The organism is Tumebacillus amylolyticus, from assembly GCF_016722965.1.
Classification (GTDB): Bacteria; Bacillota; Bacilli; order Tumebacillales; family Tumebacillaceae; genus Tumebacillus; species Tumebacillus amylolyticus.
In genome coordinates this window covers 295785-314024 of record NZ_JAEQNB010000002.1, presented here as the reverse complement: position 1 = coordinate 314024, position 18240 = coordinate 295785, and the positions used below count along the sequence as shown (strand labels likewise).

General features: G+C 57.3%; 19 protein-coding genes. 15 read left to right on the top strand and 4 right to left on the bottom strand.

What is annotated here, in order from left to right; genetic code table 11:
* Nucleotides 1–3: 3 nt before the first annotated feature.
* The 5 genes from JJB07_RS08445 to JJB07_RS08425 all read left to right on the top strand — a co-directional run bounded on the left by JJB07_RS08445 (nt 4) and on the right by JJB07_RS08425 (nt 4624).
* On the top strand, nt 4–366 hold the full coding sequence (locus JJB07_RS08445) for a hypothetical protein (RefSeq protein ID WP_201633585.1): 363 nt from the start codon (nt 4–6) through the stop codon (nt 364–366).
* A 119-nt stretch (nt 367–485) separates the two neighbouring features.
* Nucleotides 486–1007 carry an RNA polymerase sigma factor gene (locus tag JJB07_RS08440; protein ID WP_201633582.1) on the top strand — a complete coding sequence of 174 codons (522 nt, stop codon included), beginning with the start codon at nt 486–488 and terminating at the stop codon, nt 1005–1007.
* Nucleotides 1004–2200, top strand: a complete 1197-nt coding sequence (locus JJB07_RS08435; protein ID WP_201633579.1) for a DUF4830 domain-containing protein — start codon at nt 1004–1006, stop codon at nt 2198–2200. The genes JJB07_RS08440 and JJB07_RS08435 overlap by 4 nt, the downstream gene beginning before the upstream one ends.
* Before the next feature lie 89 nt (nt 2201–2289).
* The gene (locus JJB07_RS08430; protein WP_201633576.1) at nt 2290–3345 is read left to right on the top strand and encodes a M42 family metallopeptidase; all 1056 of its coding nucleotides are present in this window, start codon (nt 2290–2292) and stop codon (nt 3343–3345) included.
* A 4-nt stretch (nt 3346–3349) separates the two neighbouring features.
* The gene (locus JJB07_RS08425) at nt 3350–4624 is read left to right on the top strand and encodes an APC family permease (RefSeq protein ID WP_236587901.1); all 1275 of its coding nucleotides are present in this window, start codon (nt 3350–3352) and stop codon (nt 4622–4624) included.
* 34 nt (nt 4625–4658) lie between these two features.
* On the opposite strand, the gene JJB07_RS08420 is transcribed toward JJB07_RS08425, so the two are convergent.
* On the bottom strand, nt 4659–6185 hold the full coding sequence (locus tag JJB07_RS08420) for an MATE family efflux transporter (protein WP_201633573.1): 1527 nt from the start codon (nt 6183–6185) through the stop codon (nt 4659–4661).
* 137 nt (nt 6186–6322) lie between these two features.
* Between JJB07_RS08420 and ssuD the strand changes: the two genes are divergently transcribed.
* From ssuD to JJB07_RS08390, 6 genes are all read left to right on the top strand, one after another.
* Complete coding sequence (gene ssuD / locus JJB07_RS08415) at nt 6323–7468, top strand: FMNH2-dependent alkanesulfonate monooxygenase (protein WP_201633571.1); 1146 nt, start codon at nt 6323–6325, stop codon at nt 7466–7468.
* 141 nt (nt 7469–7609) lie between these two features.
* Nucleotides 7610–7804 carry a YezD family protein gene (locus tag JJB07_RS23965; protein WP_236587899.1) on the top strand — a complete coding sequence of 65 codons (195 nt, stop codon included), beginning with the start codon at nt 7610–7612 and terminating at the stop codon, nt 7802–7804.
* Nucleotides 7805–8067: 263 nt separating this feature from the next.
* On the top strand, nt 8068–8877 hold the full coding sequence (gene cysT / locus JJB07_RS08405) for a sulfate ABC transporter permease subunit CysT (protein WP_201633568.1): 810 nt from the start codon (nt 8068–8070) through the stop codon (nt 8875–8877).
* On the top strand, nt 8874–9671 hold the full coding sequence (locus JJB07_RS08400; protein ID WP_201633565.1) for a sulfate ABC transporter permease: 798 nt from the start codon (nt 8874–8876) through the stop codon (nt 9669–9671). The genes cysT and JJB07_RS08400 overlap by 4 nt, the downstream gene beginning before the upstream one ends.
* Nucleotides 9672–9673: 2 nt before the next feature.
* The gene (locus JJB07_RS08395) at nt 9674–10741 is read left to right on the top strand and encodes a sulfate/molybdate ABC transporter ATP-binding protein (protein ID WP_201633563.1); all 1068 of its coding nucleotides are present in this window, start codon (nt 9674–9676) and stop codon (nt 10739–10741) included.
* Between the two features lie 18 nt (nt 10742–10759).
* Nucleotides 10760–11809: a sulfate ABC transporter substrate-binding protein gene (locus JJB07_RS08390; protein ID WP_201633560.1), complete on the top strand. Its 1050-nt coding sequence runs from the start codon at nt 10760–10762 to the stop codon at nt 11807–11809.
* A 59-nt stretch (nt 11810–11868) separates the two neighbouring features.
* On the opposite strand, the gene JJB07_RS08385 is transcribed toward JJB07_RS08390, so the two are convergent.
* Nucleotides 11869–12918, bottom strand: coding sequence for a GGDEF domain-containing protein (locus JJB07_RS08385; RefSeq protein ID WP_201633558.1), 1050 nt, complete (start codon nt 12916–12918; stop codon nt 11869–11871).
* Nucleotides 12919–13116: 198 nt separating this feature from the next.
* On the opposite strand from JJB07_RS08385, the gene JJB07_RS08380 reads away from it, so the two are divergent.
* Both JJB07_RS08380 and JJB07_RS08375 read left to right on the top strand, forming a co-directional pair.
* Nucleotides 13117–13572: a cupin domain-containing protein gene (locus JJB07_RS08380; RefSeq protein WP_201633555.1), complete on the top strand. Its 456-nt coding sequence runs from the start codon at nt 13117–13119 to the stop codon at nt 13570–13572.
* Nucleotides 13573–13647: 75 nt separating this feature from the next.
* The gene (locus JJB07_RS08375; protein WP_236587896.1) at nt 13648–13896 is read left to right on the top strand and encodes a hypothetical protein; all 249 of its coding nucleotides are present in this window, start codon (nt 13648–13650) and stop codon (nt 13894–13896) included.
* 117 nt (nt 13897–14013) lie between these two features.
* Here the strand turns inward: JJB07_RS08375 and JJB07_RS08370 are convergent, their stop codons facing one another.
* Entirely contained in the window at nt 14014–14862 is an 849-nt protein-coding gene (locus tag JJB07_RS08370; protein WP_201633552.1) for a serine/threonine protein kinase, read from the bottom strand.
* Between the two features lie 114 nt (nt 14863–14976).
* On the opposite strand from JJB07_RS08370, the gene JJB07_RS08365 reads away from it, so the two are divergent.
* Both JJB07_RS08365 and JJB07_RS08360 read left to right on the top strand, forming a co-directional pair.
* Complete coding sequence (locus JJB07_RS08365) at nt 14977–16176, top strand: sigma factor (RefSeq protein WP_201633549.1); 1200 nt, start codon at nt 14977–14979, stop codon at nt 16174–16176.
* Between the two features lie 100 nt (nt 16177–16276).
* Nucleotides 16277–16555 carry a hypothetical protein gene (locus JJB07_RS08360; protein WP_201633546.1) on the top strand — a complete coding sequence of 93 codons (279 nt, stop codon included), beginning with the start codon at nt 16277–16279 and terminating at the stop codon, nt 16553–16555.
* A gap of 67 nt (nt 16556–16622) precedes the next feature.
* On the opposite strand, the gene JJB07_RS08355 is transcribed toward JJB07_RS08360, so the two are convergent.
* Nucleotides 16623–18164, bottom strand: coding sequence for a serine-rich family protein (locus JJB07_RS08355; RefSeq protein WP_201633544.1), 1542 nt, complete (start codon nt 18162–18164; stop codon nt 16623–16625).
* Between the last annotated feature and the right edge of the window lie 76 nt (nt 18165–18240).

Below are 18240 nucleotides of genomic sequence, written 5' to 3'. Positions count from 1 at the left end.
CCGATGAGAAGTTCGGAGATCAAAATCAAGCGCCGCGAAGTGATGTCTACGCGTGAGGTGGCCGACCTGTTGCGCCATTGGGCGAACCAAATCGACGCGGAGAGCATCGTCACGCTGGACGCCATTCCGATTCCGCTCGCCAACGTGGTGTTTGTACGACAGGACTACAAAAAGGAAGGCCGTGACCACTCGCTGACGTTGAAACTTCATTGGGAAGACAGCGACGTGGACCAGTCGATGGCGGAGGAGCCGGAGGATTTGGACGAGGACGACCTCGACATCATGCCGACTCCGGGCGAGACAGACTTGCCGACACCGCTGGAGATGCAGAGTTCGCCGGAAGCACAGCGAGCCAACGAATCATAAGCGAGAAAGCATCAGACCGGGTGACGGTTTGGTGCTTTTTTTTTTCGAAATGTTGAATCCTGACGTCGAAATTGTGCGTCTTACGTGGTAAGAGAGTACGTGGAGAAGGGGGTGAGCAGATGGAGCACCAGATTCAGCGCGCCTTGCAGAGTGCCGAGGCGATGACGGAGTTTCTGCGGGAACTCGAACCGTTCGTCTATCGGGTGAGTTACCACCTGACGGGGCACCGACAAGATGCGGAAGACCTCGCGCAAGACTCGCTGTTGAAAGTTTGTCGCAATCTGCATTCCTATCGCGGTGATTGTGCGTTTCAATCGTGGGTGTATCGCATCTGTCTCAACACGCAGCGCGATGCCGTGCGCAAGAAAAAAAACGTCTCGCTCGTGGAGATTCAAGAGTCGTCCTCAACGTCCGAAGGTTTTGAAGGGACGTTGTCGTTGAAATTGTCGGTGCAGAAGCTGTTGAAGGACTTGCCTGAGTTGGACCGGCAGATTTTTATCCTGCGTTTTGAGCAGGACCTGTCCGTCAAGGAAGTGGCGCAGATGTTGGAGATGAAGGAAGCGACGGTCAAGACGCGGTTGTTCCGTTTGCGGGACCGACTGCGCGAACAATTAAGTCCGACGGGAGGTGAAGCGTTGTGAACTGCAAAGAAATCCAAGAGTTGATGTGGTGTGGCGAGATCACGCCGGAGGTGCAAGAGCATCTGCAAAGCTGTGCCCGCTGCCGCTCCGAACAAGCGTCGCTCGCCGAGTTGGGGATTGCGGTCGAAGGGGTGGCGATTCCTCGGCCGACTCGTTCGTTGCTGCCCTCACCTGCCGAGATTGAAGCGGTGATTACTTCACACAAACGCCGTCGCTACACCAAGTGGTTGTCGGCCGGAGCGGTCGCGGCCTGTGTGGTGTTGGCGGCGACCCAAGTCCCGGCGTTGTTCGGCTCGGGCAAGAGCCAGAGCGATGTCGTCACGCAACCGAACCAGAAACAGCCGCCGCAGACGGTCACGCAATTGAAAGAGCCTGTGCAACAGATACAAGACTTGCTGGGCCAGTATCACTACTCGTTGAGTTCGACCGGTCCGACGATTGTCACCACCGATCTGCCGGCTTCGTTCCAACCGGTGCCGGGGACTCCGCCGTTCGGGTTGTACTATGACTACGCCAACGTGCTCTCAAAGCAGATCGGCTATGATTTGACGCCGTATCTGGGACAGTCGGTCACCGTGTACATCCTCCCGTTGAAAGAGACGTTCGCAGGAGGTCGGATCGAGGGCTACCAAGACAGCGAAGTGATTGGGGTGTTCTCCGGGAAGCGGTTGGTCGGCGCTTGGATGCGGTCGCTTGGCGGAAGTGCGATGGCTTCGCTGGACAACAAACTGTTCGGCGAGATCACGAAGCAGACATGGGGCGAGTGGACGAAAGCGGAGAAGTTGGAATCGTACACGAGCGACAGGGTGAAGTGGACGCCGGATCAAGTGATTACCAAGTACCTCCAAGCCAACGACCGACAAGACCGTGCCACGATGTCCTCGTTGCTCAGTTTGTCGTACCAGTTCTACTTGCAGACCAACGGTGTGGACCGCGGCACTCCGACGCCGATTGTGACCGACAACTACTACGGGCCGCAGATTCAGACGGGCGTGAAATACACCGTCAAATTCCGCGAAGACAACACGCCGGGTCAGGTGGACGTCACCGCCGGGTATTTGGTCAAAAATCGACGGTACGCCGCGATGAAAACCTACGAAGTGGACGGCGGTCCCAACGCGATGTTCTTCACCGTCGTGCAAGAGAACCAGGACGGACCTTGGCAGATCGACAACGTTTCCAGCGGTCCCTGAGATGAGAAAAAGCCTCCCCGACATGCGCCGGGGGGGCTTTTTTTATGGTAGAATCTGAGAAGATACATACCAAGAGGAGTGCTGCTCTCATGACCGTAAAAGCCAATGTCGACTATGTGCTCGACCTGCTCGTAAACCTCGTCAACATCCCGAGTCCGTCTGGGAACACGGAGCGCGTCATCCGCTTCGTCGAGGAGGAAGCGTCCAAATTGGGCATCTCCCACAAGCGCAACAACAAAGGCGCGTTGCTCATGACCGTGCCCGGCAAGAACAACTCCATCCACCGTACCCTGACGGCGCACGTCGACACCCTCGGCGCGATGGTAAAGGAAGTCAAAGGCAACGGCCGTCTGAAACTCTCGCTGATCGGCGGCTTTACGTTCAACTCCATCGAAGGCGAATACTGCGAAATCGAAACGTCTGCCGGCGACATCTTCACCGGTACGATCCTCTCCACGAACGCGTCGGTTCACGTCTACAAGGACGCAGGTTCCATCGAGCGCAGCCAAGACACGATGGAAGTCCGCCTCGACGCCGTTGTGAAAAACGCGGACGATGTCAAAAAACTCGGCATCGACGTCGGCGATTTCGTTTCGTTTGCTCCGCGTTGTGAAGTCACTCCGACCGGCTTCATCAAAACCCGCCACCTCGATGACAAAGCGTCGGTCGCTTGCATGTTCGGTGCGATCAAAGCGATTCGCGAAGCAGGGGAAGAACTGCCGTACACCACGCATTTCCTCGTGTCCAACAACGAAGAGATCGGCTACGGCGCGAACTCGAACATCACCCCGGAGACGGTCGAGATGCTCGCCATCGACATGGGCGCGATTGGTCGCGGTCAAACCACCGACGAATACTGTGTCTCGATCTGTGCGAAAGACTCTTCCGGCCCGTACCATTACGCTCTGCGCAAACACCTCGTGGAACTCGCGAAGAAAAACGACATCTACTACCAAGTGGACCTCTACCCGCACTACGGCTCTGACGCTTCGGCAGCCCTGCGTGCAGGTGTTGACGTCAAGCACGGCCTAATCGGGCCGGGCATCGACGCTTCTCACGCCAACGAGCGTTGCCACAAGGACGCACTCGACAATTCGGTGCGCTTGATCACGGCGTACCTCCAAAGCGAACTGGTACAGGAGTAGAAATTTGAGTTCCTCTCCTCGTCCCACGATCACGTTCGCCCAAGGCATCGCCCTCTACATGGGAGCGGTGCTCGGGTCGGGCATTTTGATCTTGCCAAGCTACACGGTTCATGCCGCAGGACCCGCCGCCGTGGTGTCCTGGTTGTTGTTGTCCCTGCTCAGTTTTCCGCTGGCGTACACGTTTGCTCGACTTGCGTTGCGCTACCAAGACCTCGGCGGAATTTCCGTCATTGTGAAAAACGCATTCGGCCGCACGATGGGTGCCATCGTCGGCTGGTACTTCATGGTCTGGGTCTCGGTGGGCGAAGCGGTCGTCGGTGTGACCGGATCAAGTTACATCACGTCGGCGTTTCATCTGGGGCGTGACGCGATGTACGGGTTTGCGTTTTCCTTTCTGGTCGTGGCGCTCGTGACGGCGCTGATCGGGATGAAGATGAGCGGCAACCTGTCGCTTTTGCTCAGCGGCGTGGTGTTGCTCCTGCTGGTCTCGACGATTCTCTTCTCGATGCCGCATGTGGAGAGCGTGAATTTTACACCGTTTGCGCCGCATGGGTTGTCGGGAGTGGGCTCTGCTTGCGTGTTGATTTTCTGGGCGTTTTTCGGCTGGGAATCGATCACGCACTTGGTGCCGGAATTCAAGAATCCTCATCGCGATGTCATGAAAGCGACGTGGGTTTCGGTCGTGTTGGTCGGAGCGGTGTACACGCTGCTTGCGTTTGTCACGATCGGAACGGGCACGTCGGGAGATGGAAGCGAATCGAGCGCACCGCTTGCCGTGCTGATGAGCCAAGCGCTCGGCGTCGGGGCCGGAGTTGTAACGGCGGTCATCACGTGCATCGTCTGCCTCGGCACGGTCAACGTCTATCTCGCATCGTCGTCGCGGTTGGCGTTTGCACTCGCCCGCGATGGCGTGTTTCCGCGCTGGTTTGAGAAAAAAAGCGGCCGGGATGTCCCGAACCGCGCCGTGTGGTTTTTGTTCGTGACCAATACGGTGACGCTGTTGATCTGCTACGTGTTCGACCTGTCCGTCGACAAACTGATCCTCGTGCCGGTGACGCTCGGCATCCTCGTGTACATCATCACGACGTTTGCCTGTGTGAAACTGCTGTGGAACGACAAAGTCGGGCGGTGGACGTCGATGCTGTCGGCGCTGTTCTGTCTGGGCGTCGCGCCGTTCGCACAGGGATATCTCCTCGTGCCGGTGCTGGTGACGGTGGCCTGCCTCGCGTATTTGCGCTGGCGGTCTCATCGAGAGGTAACGAAGCAAGCTGCCATGTAGGATGTGGAAAAAAGGAACACCCCTGAGCCGGAGCTCAGGGGTGTTCTTTTTCTGTAAAACGACGTAAGAGATGCGGCAACGGCGGAACTTCTCCTGCCCAGCGTAGATGGAGAAAAGCGGCTGCGACGGCAGGGAGGCACCAGAGAAACGGATGAGGGCCGTGCAAGCCGAGCAGGAGCAGGGCCGTCAAGGGCAGAGCGGCACCTGCGGAGTGGATCAACGTTCGCCACGGGAGTCGTGTGCGAGTTCGTTTGGAGGTCAGCTTGATCGCTCCGAGCAACAAAAGTCCCGTCTGGACGCAGACAGATGCCGCAAAAGCCAAGGGGAGAGCGGCGCGTGTGAGATGCAAACTCTGAATCGCGAAGTACAACGCGCCAAGTCGTGCTCCGTCGCCCAACATCCCCGCGAACAGCAGCGACCGGCTGCGTCCGTGCGCTTGAAGGAGAGAAGCGAGAGGCGCTTGCAAGTAGAGCGGGAGAGTGAGAGGTGCTAGTTTGACAAGCAAGTCTGCGGCGGTGGAGGAGCCGAACGTCTGCGTGAGAACGGGTGCCAACACGAGCAGAGCTGCCGTAGCGGGCACCGCGATGAGGGCGACTGCCCCAATCACACGGCGCAATTGCAGGGAAGCTCGACGAGCGGCGAGGGTACGGGATTCCTCGCGCTCGGTCCTCCCGCGCCCTGCCGATTCTGCAGGCAACAACGCCGTCGCCAGTCCGTCCGTCAGCACCATCGGCGCACAGAGCAGAGGCAGAGCGACCGCCGAGTAATCGGCAATCAAGTGCTTTGCCGTCTCCACACCATGCGTCTGTGCAATCCACGCCTCGGCCAGCGGCAATTCCATCGCATACCCCAAACTCGCAAACAACGCCTGTCCCGCCGGAGCACACGCCATGCGCAACACGGAACGCAGGCGATAGGGTGACGCCTCTTGCAAAAAAGCGACCCGACCCCTCGCGCGGCGTGCCGCTGTCCACAACGCCAGCCCCAAAAACACCATCGCCGCCACTTCGCCCGTGGTCAGCACATAGAGACCGACTTGCGCACCGGAGGTGGGCAGGTCGCTTTTTAATAGAGGCCAGATGTAGGTGAGCACCCAAAGTCGCGTGCCGATCTCCAAAACTTGCGCCAACGCCGGCGCCATCGTCCGGCCCAGTCCAAACAGAATTCCGCGCAGACTGCCGTTCACACAAGTCAGCACCAACAGCGGAACGGCGGCGATCGTCACGCGCACGATGCCCTCGACGTTGTGCCCGCTTTGCCAAACGGCGACCCAAGCGAGAGCGCCAAGTCCCGCGACCGACACGCCCGCCGCCGCGACGGTGCTCCACCAAGCGGTTCGCCAATTTCCATGACCCCCGGCAAACAGCCTCGTCAACGCTTGCGGCACCCCGATGCTCCCGAAACTCGCCGCCACGCCGATCAACGGCAGTAGTATTCGAAACGACGCACTCGCGCCCAAGCCCATCTCTGTCAAAAACCGCGAGAGAAACAACAAGCCCAGAATCCGCGCCACCAAATCCGCCATGCTCAAAATCCCCGACTCTCGAATCGGCAACGCCACAGGCAAGCCCTCCCTTGTCCGATGTGTAGAGTACCTTTTAGGGTATGAGCGGGGGGAGAGGAGGTAGAACGTTTTCGGAATTCGTGGTACTCTCAGAGTAAATCAACCCGAATACAAGCCATTAAGGAGAGATAGAAATGAAAGTGTTCTGGTTCATCCCCACGGGCGGCGACGGACGGTATCTCGCGACGTCTGTCGGCGGTCGTGCGACGACGTTCAACTACTTGCGCCAAATCGCCCAGGCGGCGGACGATCTCGGCTATTACGGGGTCTTGCTCCCCACCGGACGCTCCTGCGAGGACGCATGGGTCACCGCCGCGTCTCTACTTTCCTCCACCGAACGCCTGCGATTTCTCGTTGCGATGCGTCCCGGCCTGATGATGCCCGCCACCGCCGCCCGCATGGCGAATTCCCTCGACCGTCTCTCAAACGGCCGTTGCTTGATCAACGTCGTCACCGGCGGCGACCCTGTCGAACTTGCGGCAGAGGGTCTGTTCCTCGACCATGACGCGCGCTATGACGTAACCGACGAATTCCTGACAGTCTGGCGTGCGCTGTGCAGCGGTGAAAAAATCGACTTCGACGGCGACCATCTCAAGATTCAAGACGGGCAGCAGATGCTCCCGCCCGTGCAATCGCCGTACCCGCCGTTGTTCTTCGGAGGCTCGTCACCGGCCGCTCTGCCCGTCGCCGCCAAGCACATCGACGTGTATCTCACATGGGGCGAACCGCCTGCCCAAGTCAAGGAAAAAATCGAGCGCGTCCGCGCCCTCGCCGCCGAGCAGGGCCGCACCGTTCGCTTCGGCATTCGCTTGCACGTCATCGTGCGCGAAACCGAGGAAGCCGCGTGGGAGGCTGCCGAAGACTTGCTGACCTATGTCGACGACGAGACCATCGAGAAAGCCCAAGCGATCTTCGCCAAGTACGACTCGGTCGGCATGCGCCGCCAAGGAGAATTGCACGGCGGCAAAAAAGACCGCAGCCGTGCCGCGCTCGAAGTCTCCCCGAACCTCTGGGCAGGCGTCGGACTCGTGCGCAGCGGTGCAGGCTGTGCCCTCGTCGGGGACCCGCAAACAGTCGCTGCCCGCATGCAAGAGTACGCCGACCTCGGGATCGAGACGTTCATCCTCTCCGGCTACCCGCATCTGGAAGAAGCGTACCGAGTGGCCGAGTTGCTTTTCCCGTTGCTCCCGCTCGACCACGACGAAGACCTCACCGCGAAAAAAAGCGACGCCCACGCCGTTGGCGAGATCGTCGCAAACCATGTGATCCCGCGCCAATAGCGTCGGGATCTTTTTTTTCGAACAAGATTGACAAAAGGCGGTCGCCCATTTTATAGTAAAACCAATAATTCATAGTGATTTTGTAGGAAAAACAAAATCTTATCACAACCATTAGAAAAACTGATACAAGAGGTGATCCAGTTGGAGAACGTTTTGAAACCCGACCCGAACTCCCCGCAAGTCCAACAGATCTTGCACGCGTTGGAAGGCATGCAGTACGGAACGGTGCTCATCACCGTCCACAGTGCGCAAATCACACAAATCGAGCGCACCGAAAAGCACCGCTTCCCGCTCGAAAGCTCAAAGGCTCCCATCAAACTGGCCGCAAAGTCTTGAATGAACTTGAAAAATCGTAGATGCGACACGAGCCGATCGGACCACCGAAGGCTCCACCAGCACTTACATCAACCCACGCGACAAGCGACAACGTGAGCCGTGGCTGATTTGAGTTGCGGTGGAGCCTTTTCTTGTTCTCAAAAAAAACGGTCGAATGAAGTCACACAGGACAGGTGTCTGTAATACGCTGTGTATCGTCAGGATAAGAAATCCTAATACCGCCCATTAGAAAATCTTATGAATAGGGGGGCCAATCCCAAGTCATGGTTGTCAAAAACTCCTGGCTGAAGCGCAGTGTACAAAGCACCGTGCTCGTCTATTTCCTGCTGTTGATCGTCGTGCCGATCGTCGGGGTCTACGTCCAAGGACTGTCCGGCGGCTGGGCGAAGTTCGTCGAGAGCATCACGCAGCCGATTGCGTGGGATGCCGTGTACCGCACCATCAAATTGGCGTTGATCGCCACCGTCATCAACACCGCCGTCGGCACGCTGATCGCCTGGGTGCTCGTTCGGTACAAATTTCCCGGACGCCGTCTCCTCAACTCGTTGGTCGATCTGCCGTTTGCTTTGCCGACAGCCGTCGGCGGGTTGATGATCTTGCTCCTGCTCGGGCCGCAGAGTTGGCTCGGCAGTTTTTTGAAGGGGTATGACATTGAAATCGTCTACCAGCCAACCGCCATCGTCATCGCCATGATCTTCGTTACGTTCCCGTTTGTAATCCGCACGATCCAGCCCCTGCTCGAAGAACTCGACCCAACGGAAGAGGAGGCGTCCTTCACGTTGGGAGCCTCGCGCTCCGGCACGTTCTGGCGCGTGATTTTCCCCGCGATGCGCTCCGGTGTGGTCGGCGGCGCGATGCTCGCTTTTTCCCGAGCGCTCGCTGAATTCGGTGCCGTCGTACTCGTCGCCGGGAACATTCCGGGGAAAACGCTGACCGCTTCCGTTCAAATCTACGGCAACGTCGAAAGTGCCAACTCGACTGGAGCCGCCGCTGTTTCCGTCCTGCTCCTCACGCTTTCGTTCGTCGTGTTGTGGAGCGTCAATCTCTTGACCGCCGGGAGGGATGCACGATGAGACGACTGTCCATTTCCATCACGTACTTGGTGTTTCTCGTGCTGTTGATCATCCCGCTTGGCAAGATTTTCACCAGCGCCGTTTCCACGGGGGGCTCAGGCTTCTGGCACGCGCTCTCCACTCCGGAAGCTTTGCACGCGTTTCTCGTCTCCGGTCTGATCGTCGGCACCGTCACCGTGGTGAACACGCTGTTCGGCGTCTTGCTCGCCGTGTTGCTGGTGCGCGAGACGAGAATCTCGCGTCGCATCCGCCAGTTTTTGAACTCCGTCGTCGACTTGCCGTTCGCCGTCTCTCCGATCATCGGCGGGCTCATGATCGTCTTGCTGATGGGCCCGCACACGGCGCTGGGCACTTTTTTTGAAGCTCACGGTCTGAAAATCGTCTTCGCCATGCCGGGGATGATCCTCGCGACGCTGTTCGTGACGTTCCCGCTGATGGTGCGCGAAGTGATGCCGGTGCTGCAGGAAGTCGGCACGCAGCAAGAGGAGGCCGCCTACACGCTCGGTGCCGGGTCGTGGCTGACGTTCTGGCGCGTCACGTGGCCGGCGATTCGCTGGGGCGTGCTCTACGGCGTCGTGCTCACCATCGCCCGCGCTCTCGGTGAATTCGGAGCGGTGCTCGTCGTCTCCGGCAACATCATCAACAAAACCCAATCCGCCACGACGCTCGTCTACCAACAAGTCGAGAACTTCAACTTCGTCGCCGCCAACTCCATCGCGCTGGTACTCGCGGCGTTCTCCATCGTCGTGCTTCTGCTCCTCGAATGGGCCAAGAAAAGAAAGGAAGTGTGCTGACGATGCAGATCGAAGTGCGCAATCTGACCAAGCAATTCGGGCAATTCTCCGCCGTCGAGAACGTCAATTTTGAAATTCAAGAAGGCAAACTGATCGGTCTGCTGGGCCCCTCGGGAGGAGGCAAGACCACGATCTTGCGCATGTTGGCAGGGCTTGAGACCCCCACATGTGGCGACATCCTCTTCCAAGGGAGCAAAGTCAACCATCTGCCGCCGCAGGAGCGGGGCATCGGCTTCGTTTTTCAAAATTACGCGCTCTTCAAACACATGACCGTGTTCGACAACATCGCGTTCGGGCTCACCGTACAGAAAAAAAGCAAGCGTGAGATCCACAACCGCGTTCTCGAACTGATCGAATTGATCGGCTTGCAAGGGCTCCACGACCGCTACCCCCACCAATTATCCGGAGGTCAGCGCCAACGCGTGGCGTTTGCCCGCGCCTTGGCACCGTCGCCGCAACTGCTCCTGCTCGACGAACCGTTCGCCGCCATCGACGCCAAAGTTCGCAAAGAACTGCGCACGTGGCTGCGCGAGATGATCTCCCGCGTGGGGGTCACGTCGATCTTCGTCACCCACGACCAAGAGGAAGCCGTCGAAGTCGCCGACGAAATCATGATCATCAACAAGGGCCGTCTCGAACAGAAGGGCACACCGTGGCAAGTCTACAAAGAACCGCAAACTCCGTTCGTCGCCGGATTCCTCGGTGAATCGAACCTCCTGTCCGACACCGCACAGCTCGTCGGCTTTGAATCGGTCCTTCAGAAACGCCTCGCCAAAACCCGCGTGCTGATCCGCCCCGAGTCGATCGAAGTCGGACGCGAGCACGAGATTTCCAACCTCGCCGCCGCCACCAAGGGCATCGTCAAAAGCGTCCAGTTCCGCGGCACGCTCTGGCAAGTGGAAGTCGAAGTCGGCGAGCACCGCTTGATCGCCCACCGCTCGCTTGAAAAAGAAACGCTGTTGACCGGCGAAAAAGTCGCCGTGCTCATCCACTCCCTGCACCTCTTCCAAAACGACGAAAGCCTGTTCCTCGAAAACGAACTCAAACGCGCCAACACCCGCGCGATCTAGAAGGAGAGACTCCACCTCATGAAAAACAAAACCAAGCTCGCCCTGACCAGCCTCTTGCTCGCATCGATGACCGTCTTGACCGCGTGCGGCTCTTCTTCCACAGAAACCACCGCCGCAACGATGGACGACGCCCGGGACGTCACCCTCATCCTCGGCGCCTACTCGACCCCGCAAGAAGCGTTCAAAGTCATCATCCCCGCCTTCCAAAAACAATGGAAGGAAAAAACAGGGCAGACCGTCAACTTCCAAGAGTCTTACGAAGCATCCGGCACCCAAGCGCGTGCGATTGCGGGCGGTTTTGAAGCGGACATCGCAGCCCTCTCGCTCGAAGCGGACATCGACACGATTCAAAAAGCCGGCCTGATCACGACCGACTGGCGCACCAAACCGCACGGAGGCATGATCACCGATTCGGTCGCAGCTCTGGGCACCCGCGAAGGCAACCCGAAACACATCAAAGACTGGGAAGACCTCGCGAAACCGGGCATCGGCGTGCTCTACCCGAACCCGAAAACGTCTGGCGGCGCCCAATGGGACGTCAACGCCATCTACGGCTCCGGCCTGAAAATCTCCGAAGAAAAAGGCAAAAAAGACCCCGCCTACGCCGCCGACCTGCTCAAACGCATCCAGAAAAACGTCAAAGCCCTCGACAAATCGGGCCGCGCCTCGATGACCACGTTTGAAAACGGCACCGGCGACGTCGTCGTCACCTACGAAAACGAACTGATCGGGCGCAACCTCGAAGGCCAGCATTATAACATCGTCGTCCCGAACTACACGATCCTCATCGAGAACCCGGCGGCCGTCGTGGACAAAAACGCCGACAAACACGGCGTGCGCAAAGTCGCCGACGCGTTCGTCGAGTTCCTCTGGAGCGCCGAAGCCCAGAAAGCATTCGCCGAAAAAGGATTCCGTTCCGTCGATCCGACCGTCGCCAAGCAATACGAAGCCCAATACAAAACCCCGGCCGGCCTCTACGACATCAAATACCTCGGCGGCTGGGACCAAGTTCGCAAAGACCTCTACCAAGACGGCGCCCTCTGGGACCAAATCCTCGCCGGCAAGTAATTCCCACGAAAAAAAAGACCCAACCGCCCGCGCGGTTGGGTCTTCTTTTTCCAAACTGGTTAGCCTTCGAGCGGTTGAAACTCGCAGACTCGGTTGCGTCCGGTCCGTTTCGCCCGGTAGAGACCTTCGTCGGCGAGGTGGACCAACTCATCGACCGTCAAGGGAACGTCGGGCGTCGAAACGGCCAATCCAAGCGACACGGTCACTTTGATCACTTGGTCATCGGGCAATTGGAAGGGATGGCGTGCAATGACGGCGCGCAGACGTTCCGCGACGTGCAGGGCATTCTCCCGCGAACAGCCGGGCAAGATGACCGAGAATTCCTCGCCGCCGTTGCGCGACACGATATCACGTCCACGGGAGGTGTGCGTCAAAAGTTCGCCCAACTGCTTGAGCACTTCGTCACCGGCCGGATGGCCGTAGGTGTCGTTGACTTTTTTGAAATGGTCGATGTCGATCATGAGGAAGGAGAGGTTTTCTCCGTAGTCCATGTTTTTCTGCAACAGCGAGTTGATCGCTTCGTCGAAGGAGCGGACGTTGTTCAGCCCCGTGAGGAAGTCAACGCGGGCGGAGTCGCGAATTTTCACAAACATCTCATGGGAACTCGTCAAACGATGAACGAGCAGGTAGGTGAACAAACTCGCGATGGAGAGCACGAGCGCGTACTGCAACATGATCAGCAAGCGCAGATGCGAGTCGGGCACCGCATAGATCGACCCGACGCAGACCACGATCAAGTTCGCGAAGACCATATACATCCAACTACGGGGAGCGTTTGAGACCCACCGTGTGATCGAACCCGACACAATCGCGGTGAGGGTGAGGGTTACGGTCGCCACCATCGTCGCCGGAGTCCACGAGAACAGGATGATGCGCCCGAGCGCTTCTGCGAACGCGGCGGCAAGTGCCGCAGCCCAACCACCGGTAGCCGCAGCGAGGAAGATCGGGATCATGCGCAAGTCGAACACCACGCCCCCGCCAAGTTGCAGGGAGTAGTGCATCAGCAACCAGCCGAGCACACCCTGTACCAGTCCGAAGTTGATTCGTTTATACAGTTTGTCTGTAGGGGTAACGTTGCGGTCTTTGAAGACCTGATGTAAAAAAAACAAGCACGTTACGAGAATACATAAGTTAATGAAAAATTTATCGATCCATACCATGGCCTGTTTCCTTTCGTCTCACCAAGTAAATCAATATATAAATACGTCAATCAGCCTGCAGTTCCCTTCTCCAATCAAAAAACATTTTACTGGAAGCGAGCCCTGTACTATTCTAAGTACAACTACAAATGAAAAGAGGGATTTTAGATGGAAATGAAAGGCGGAATCGTACAAGGAGAGAACTTCACGGCGGCGCATGCCGGTCCGTGGGATGAGATGATGGACTATGTATTTTCCCCGGCCCCGCAATTCAAATTCCCGGGCAAAGTGTTTCTCAACGAAGCGCTGGGTCTCAACGGGATGGAAGTTTCGCTGGGCGTCATGAAACCGGGAACGCAAGTGCCGTACGCACACGAGCACAAGCAAAACGAAGAACTCTACATCTTCGTCAAAGGCAAAGGCCAATTTTACATCGACGGCCAAGTGCTCGAAGTCGGCGAGGGTTCCACCGTTCGCGTGGCTCCAAACGGTGTACGCTGCTGGCGGAACAACTCCTCTGAAGACCTGCACTACATCGTGATTCAAGCCAAAGAAGGGAGCCTTTCCCAGTATACGCTGACCGACGGCAAGATGACCATCCCGCAATTCCAATGGCCGGAATAAAAACGGACCGACTTGAAACTTTTCGGGAGTTGCTCCGTACATAGAGGTATAAAACCTTTTGAGGGGGAACCCGCAATGTCGTTGTTTGGCAAATTCATTAAAAAAGTCGTTCATGAAGCCACCCATCACTATAGCTCCAGCCACCATCGTCATCGCACGCACCACCATCGTTCCTACAGCAGCAGCGATCATCACCACCATCGCCCGGTGCATCACTATAGCTCCAGCGACCACCACCATGGTCACCACGGCCATTCCAACCACGGCCACCATCACTACAAGAAAAAGCACCACAGCTTGAGCTTCAGCATCTTTTCCTCCTAATGAGGCGAAAAAACCTCCACCCGGCAACAGACGGGCGGAGGTTTTTTTATTTCATGACGATCTTGGGGTTCTGTTCGAGAAGCAGTTGGATGAAACGCTCTTCGTTCTGCGGGGAGATCACGACGACGCCTCCGTCTCTCGAATGGCCTCTTCCAACGCCGCCGCCAGTTCGTTCGCATGGACGAAGTGGGGCGTTTCCAACTGCAACATCCGCTTGAGCAACGACTTGGTGAGCGGGTGGAGGTCCAACTCTTCCTCCCAACTGCGCTCCTCTTCCGTCGCGGGCTCAAAGCTCGTATACAGCAAGAACAGCAAAAAGTGACCCATCGAGTAAAAGTCACTGCGAAACTCCACTTCGCGCTTGATCTGCTTTTCGATCTGATAGTCGCGCAAGTCCTCCGCCACCTGTGTCGGGTGGTCACCCAATCGGCGGGCGAGGCCGAAGTCGATCAGTTTCAGGCGGCCGTCTTGCAAAATGACATTGGGAATCCGCACATCGCGGTGTACGATGCGCTGTTCATGCACGTACGCCACGATCTCCAGCAAGTCGCGAATCATCTGCAACGACTCCCGCTCGCCAAACTTCAAGCCCTCGGCGAAGATCGCGTCTTCTACATTCAGGCCCTCCATATATTCCATCGCGAAAAACCAATGCCCCCGATGGCGAAACTTTTCAAACAACCGAGGGATCGCCGGATGTTGCAACGACTCCAAGATCGTCGTCTCATATTCAAAAATCGGATAGCCTTTTGCCCCGTGCCGTCTCGTAGGGCGCACTTGCTTCAACACCACGCGTTGCCCGCTCTCCCGATCCCGACAGAGGTAGGAAATGCCGTAACTGCCCATCCCCAAGCACCGCTCGATTTCATAACGCCTGCCGAGCACCCGCCCCGGACGGAACGGACGGTCCAGCCACCACGTGCGGATCACATCAAACCAAAAGCCGACACGTCCCAAAAAGTTCATGGAGAGTTCTCCTTCTATCGATCATTCAGTCTTTTTTTATATACGGATGTAACCGAAGGAAGTTGCACGACGTCGAACGCTTTAGAAGAGACGAGACAGAGAGGGGGCGATGATGTGGTACATGAGATCGTGAGGCGCGCAATGGTGGACGAGGCGGAGATGGCGCGGTTGCTCGTGGACTTGGAGCCGTTCGTGTTTCGCCTGTCGTTTCATTTGACCCTCCATCAACACGACGCCGAAGATTTGGCGCAAGAGGTGCTGGCGAAAATTTGCGTGCGGTTGACGTCGTTTCGCGGAGACAGCACGTTGCAAACGTGGGTGTACACGATGGTCGTCAACACCCATCGCGACCCACTGCGCAAGAAAAAACTCCGCCAAGCGGAGGCGTTGAAAGCAGACATCCCGTCCACGTCGTGGGAAGACGCGGCGGATGCGCGCCTGGGCGGCATCCGAGCGCTGGAGGAGGCTCCGCTGTCGACACGCCCTCTGCAGCCCTCCAAAGCCCTCATCCGCAGCACCGTTCGAAAAAACCGCCTCCGTCGCACGTTGCGCTCTTCGTCGGTCGCTGTGGGGATCACGATCTTGCTCGGCGCGGGTGTTGGGTACGGATTGCATCGCGCAGACATGGGAGCTTTTTTGAGAACGGGAGGTGGAGAGTGCAAGTGTGCGGCTCCGTTGCAAGAGATGGGAAGCACTTGGGTAGACGTTCAATTGAAAACGCCCGAGACGCAAGCGATTGCGAAGTTTTTGACCGAAACCTTGAATCGGGAGGAAGTGCGCCGCGTCACAATTGTGGACTTTCAACAGGACGGCACGTACAGCGAAGACATCGTCGGTACGGCGACACTCGACGTCGACCTGCAACCGGGAGTAGCGACAAACTACACGCAAGGCAGGCAGGAAGCGGTCGTGGAGCTCTCGCACGTAGACGGAGGGTTTGGCGTGGTGTACGACCGCAATGAGTTCAGTTTGAAACAGACGGTGCCGGACGGACTGCTGAGCCTCTGGGTGCAAGCCCTGCAGAAACGCAACGGGGTCGAAGAGTTCCGCCTGTTCTCACCCGCCTTGAAAAAACGCGTCCGCTCACTCTACCGCGAAGCAGGATGGTCCATCGGCGTGTCCAAACCCAACCCGAGCGGGTTCAAAATTTTGCACATCTCGCACACCAACGATTCCGAGTCGGTCTACGATCTCGAACTGACTATGCCGGGCTCCGACCCTTCTACCGCCACGTTGACGTTGCGAAAGTACGCAACGGGCTGGCTCATTGACCATGTCGTCTACCAAGGCGGAAGTCTCGCCAACGAAAAGTGAGGTACAAAAGTCGGCAGAGCAGCGGGACGGGGAGCTTTTTTCTGGAGTTGGCTCGGGAATTTGTGATACGATAACGGAAACGTATAAGGGGGACAACGTCGTGGGCATCAAGTACGAAGAATTTCCCAAGGAGCAGTTGGCGCAGTTTCGGAGCGATATGATGATGCTGCCGTATGAGCAGTTTTTGACGTGGACCGCCACGGAGCGGCAGCAGGTCGTGGCGTTGATCGCGGCCGACTTTGAGGCGATCATGACGCCGGATGAGCGAATGGATTTGCGGGATGCCTACCTGTCCACGATCAAGGACGGCGAGCGGCAGAAGATGCTGTACGAGCATTACCAAGAGGCGCTGAAGAAGCGTCAAGGGCAGGTTCATTAGGTACATAAAAAAAGACCCGACTCCGTGAGGGAGCAGGGTCTTTTTTCGTTACTCGGTAAAAAGGGGATCAGGTGGTGAAGCGGTTGTACGGGTAGAGTTGGTGGTGCGGTTCTTCGCGATTTTCGTTGGAGTTGCCTTTGAGATCGGATTCGATCTGCTGACCGATCTGTTGCATGCTCATGAGCCCTTGTTGGCCGGACTTCATCTGGCTCGATTGCGACCCCATGCTGCCTTGGCTCATGGAACCCATCGAGGTTTGACCCATGCTGCCTTGATTCATGCTGTCTTGGCTCATAGAGCCCTTCGTAGTGCCTTGCGTGCTAACGAAGCCTTTCCCCACAGAAGAGTTGTTCGAGCCCCCGCCTTGGGTCATGGACGCTTGACCCATGCCACCGCCTTGGTTCATAGAGGAGGCTTGGCTCGTACCACCACCTTGGCTCATGGAGGTTTGACCCATACCACCACTTTGGTTCATAGAGGAGGTTTGACCCATACCACCACCTTGGCTCATAGAGGTTTGACCCATGCCATTGCCTTGGTTCATAGAGGAAGCTTGGCTCGTGCCACCACCTTGGCTCATGGAGGTTTGACCCATACCACCACTTTGGTTCATAGAGGAGGTTTGACCCATGCCCCCGCCTTGACTCATAGAGGAGGCTTGGCTCGTACCACCACCTTGGCCCATAGAGGTTTGACCGATACCACCACTTTGGTTCATAGAGGAGGTTTGGCTCGTACCACCACCTTGGCTCATGGAGGTTTGACCCATACCCCCGCCTTGGCTCATAGAGGTTTGACCCATACCTCCGCTTTGGTTCATAGTGGAGGCTTGACCCATACCACCGCCTTGGCTCATGGAGGCTTGACCCATACCACCGCCTTGGCTCATGGAGGTTTGACCCATACCACCGCCTTGGCTCATAGAGGTTTGACCCATACCACCGCTTTGGCTCATGGAGGCTTGACCCATGCCCCCGCCTTGGCTCATGGAGGTTTGGTTCGTGCTTCCGCCTTGTAGCTGCTGTTGAATTTGCGAGGTGCTCAGCAGGGGCTGCATCATCGCCAGTTGCGACAGGGAGGAGGAACCACCTTGGCTCTGACTTTGACCTTGGCCTTGACTCTGCATCGAACCGCCTTGGTTCGTATCCGACGAAGACGTCATCGTCGAATCCAGTTGGTTGTTGAGATCGGTCGCCGAAGTCATCCGACGAATATGCGTCGTGTCGGTGGCAATCGGTCCTTCCGGAGCTTGCTGTTGCATCATCTGCCCTTGCGAGGATTGCTGCATCGCAAACGTTCGGTTCGACCCTTGCACACCGCCTTGGCTCATGCTCTGCTGCTGCCCGCCACTGTTCATCTGCGTCGAAATATTGCGCAGATGTTGGTTCATCTCTTCACACACCCGCGTCAAGTTGTACAACATCTGCACGGACGCTTGCTCATTGCCCGCCAGTTGGTAGAAGTCGTTGCTCTGCTGGCTCATCCCTTGCAATTGCTGGAACCGACTCATGTTCGACTGCGTCAATTGTTGGGCGAGGTGTTGCAACTCCATCACTTCTTGTTGCATCGCTTGCACCTGTCCCGACATGCGCATAATGCTCTCTTGCATCAGACATCTGCCTCCTCGGTTCAAAAAAATCTTCCTACCCTATCCTGACCCGCATCATGGAACAAATATGCATCGC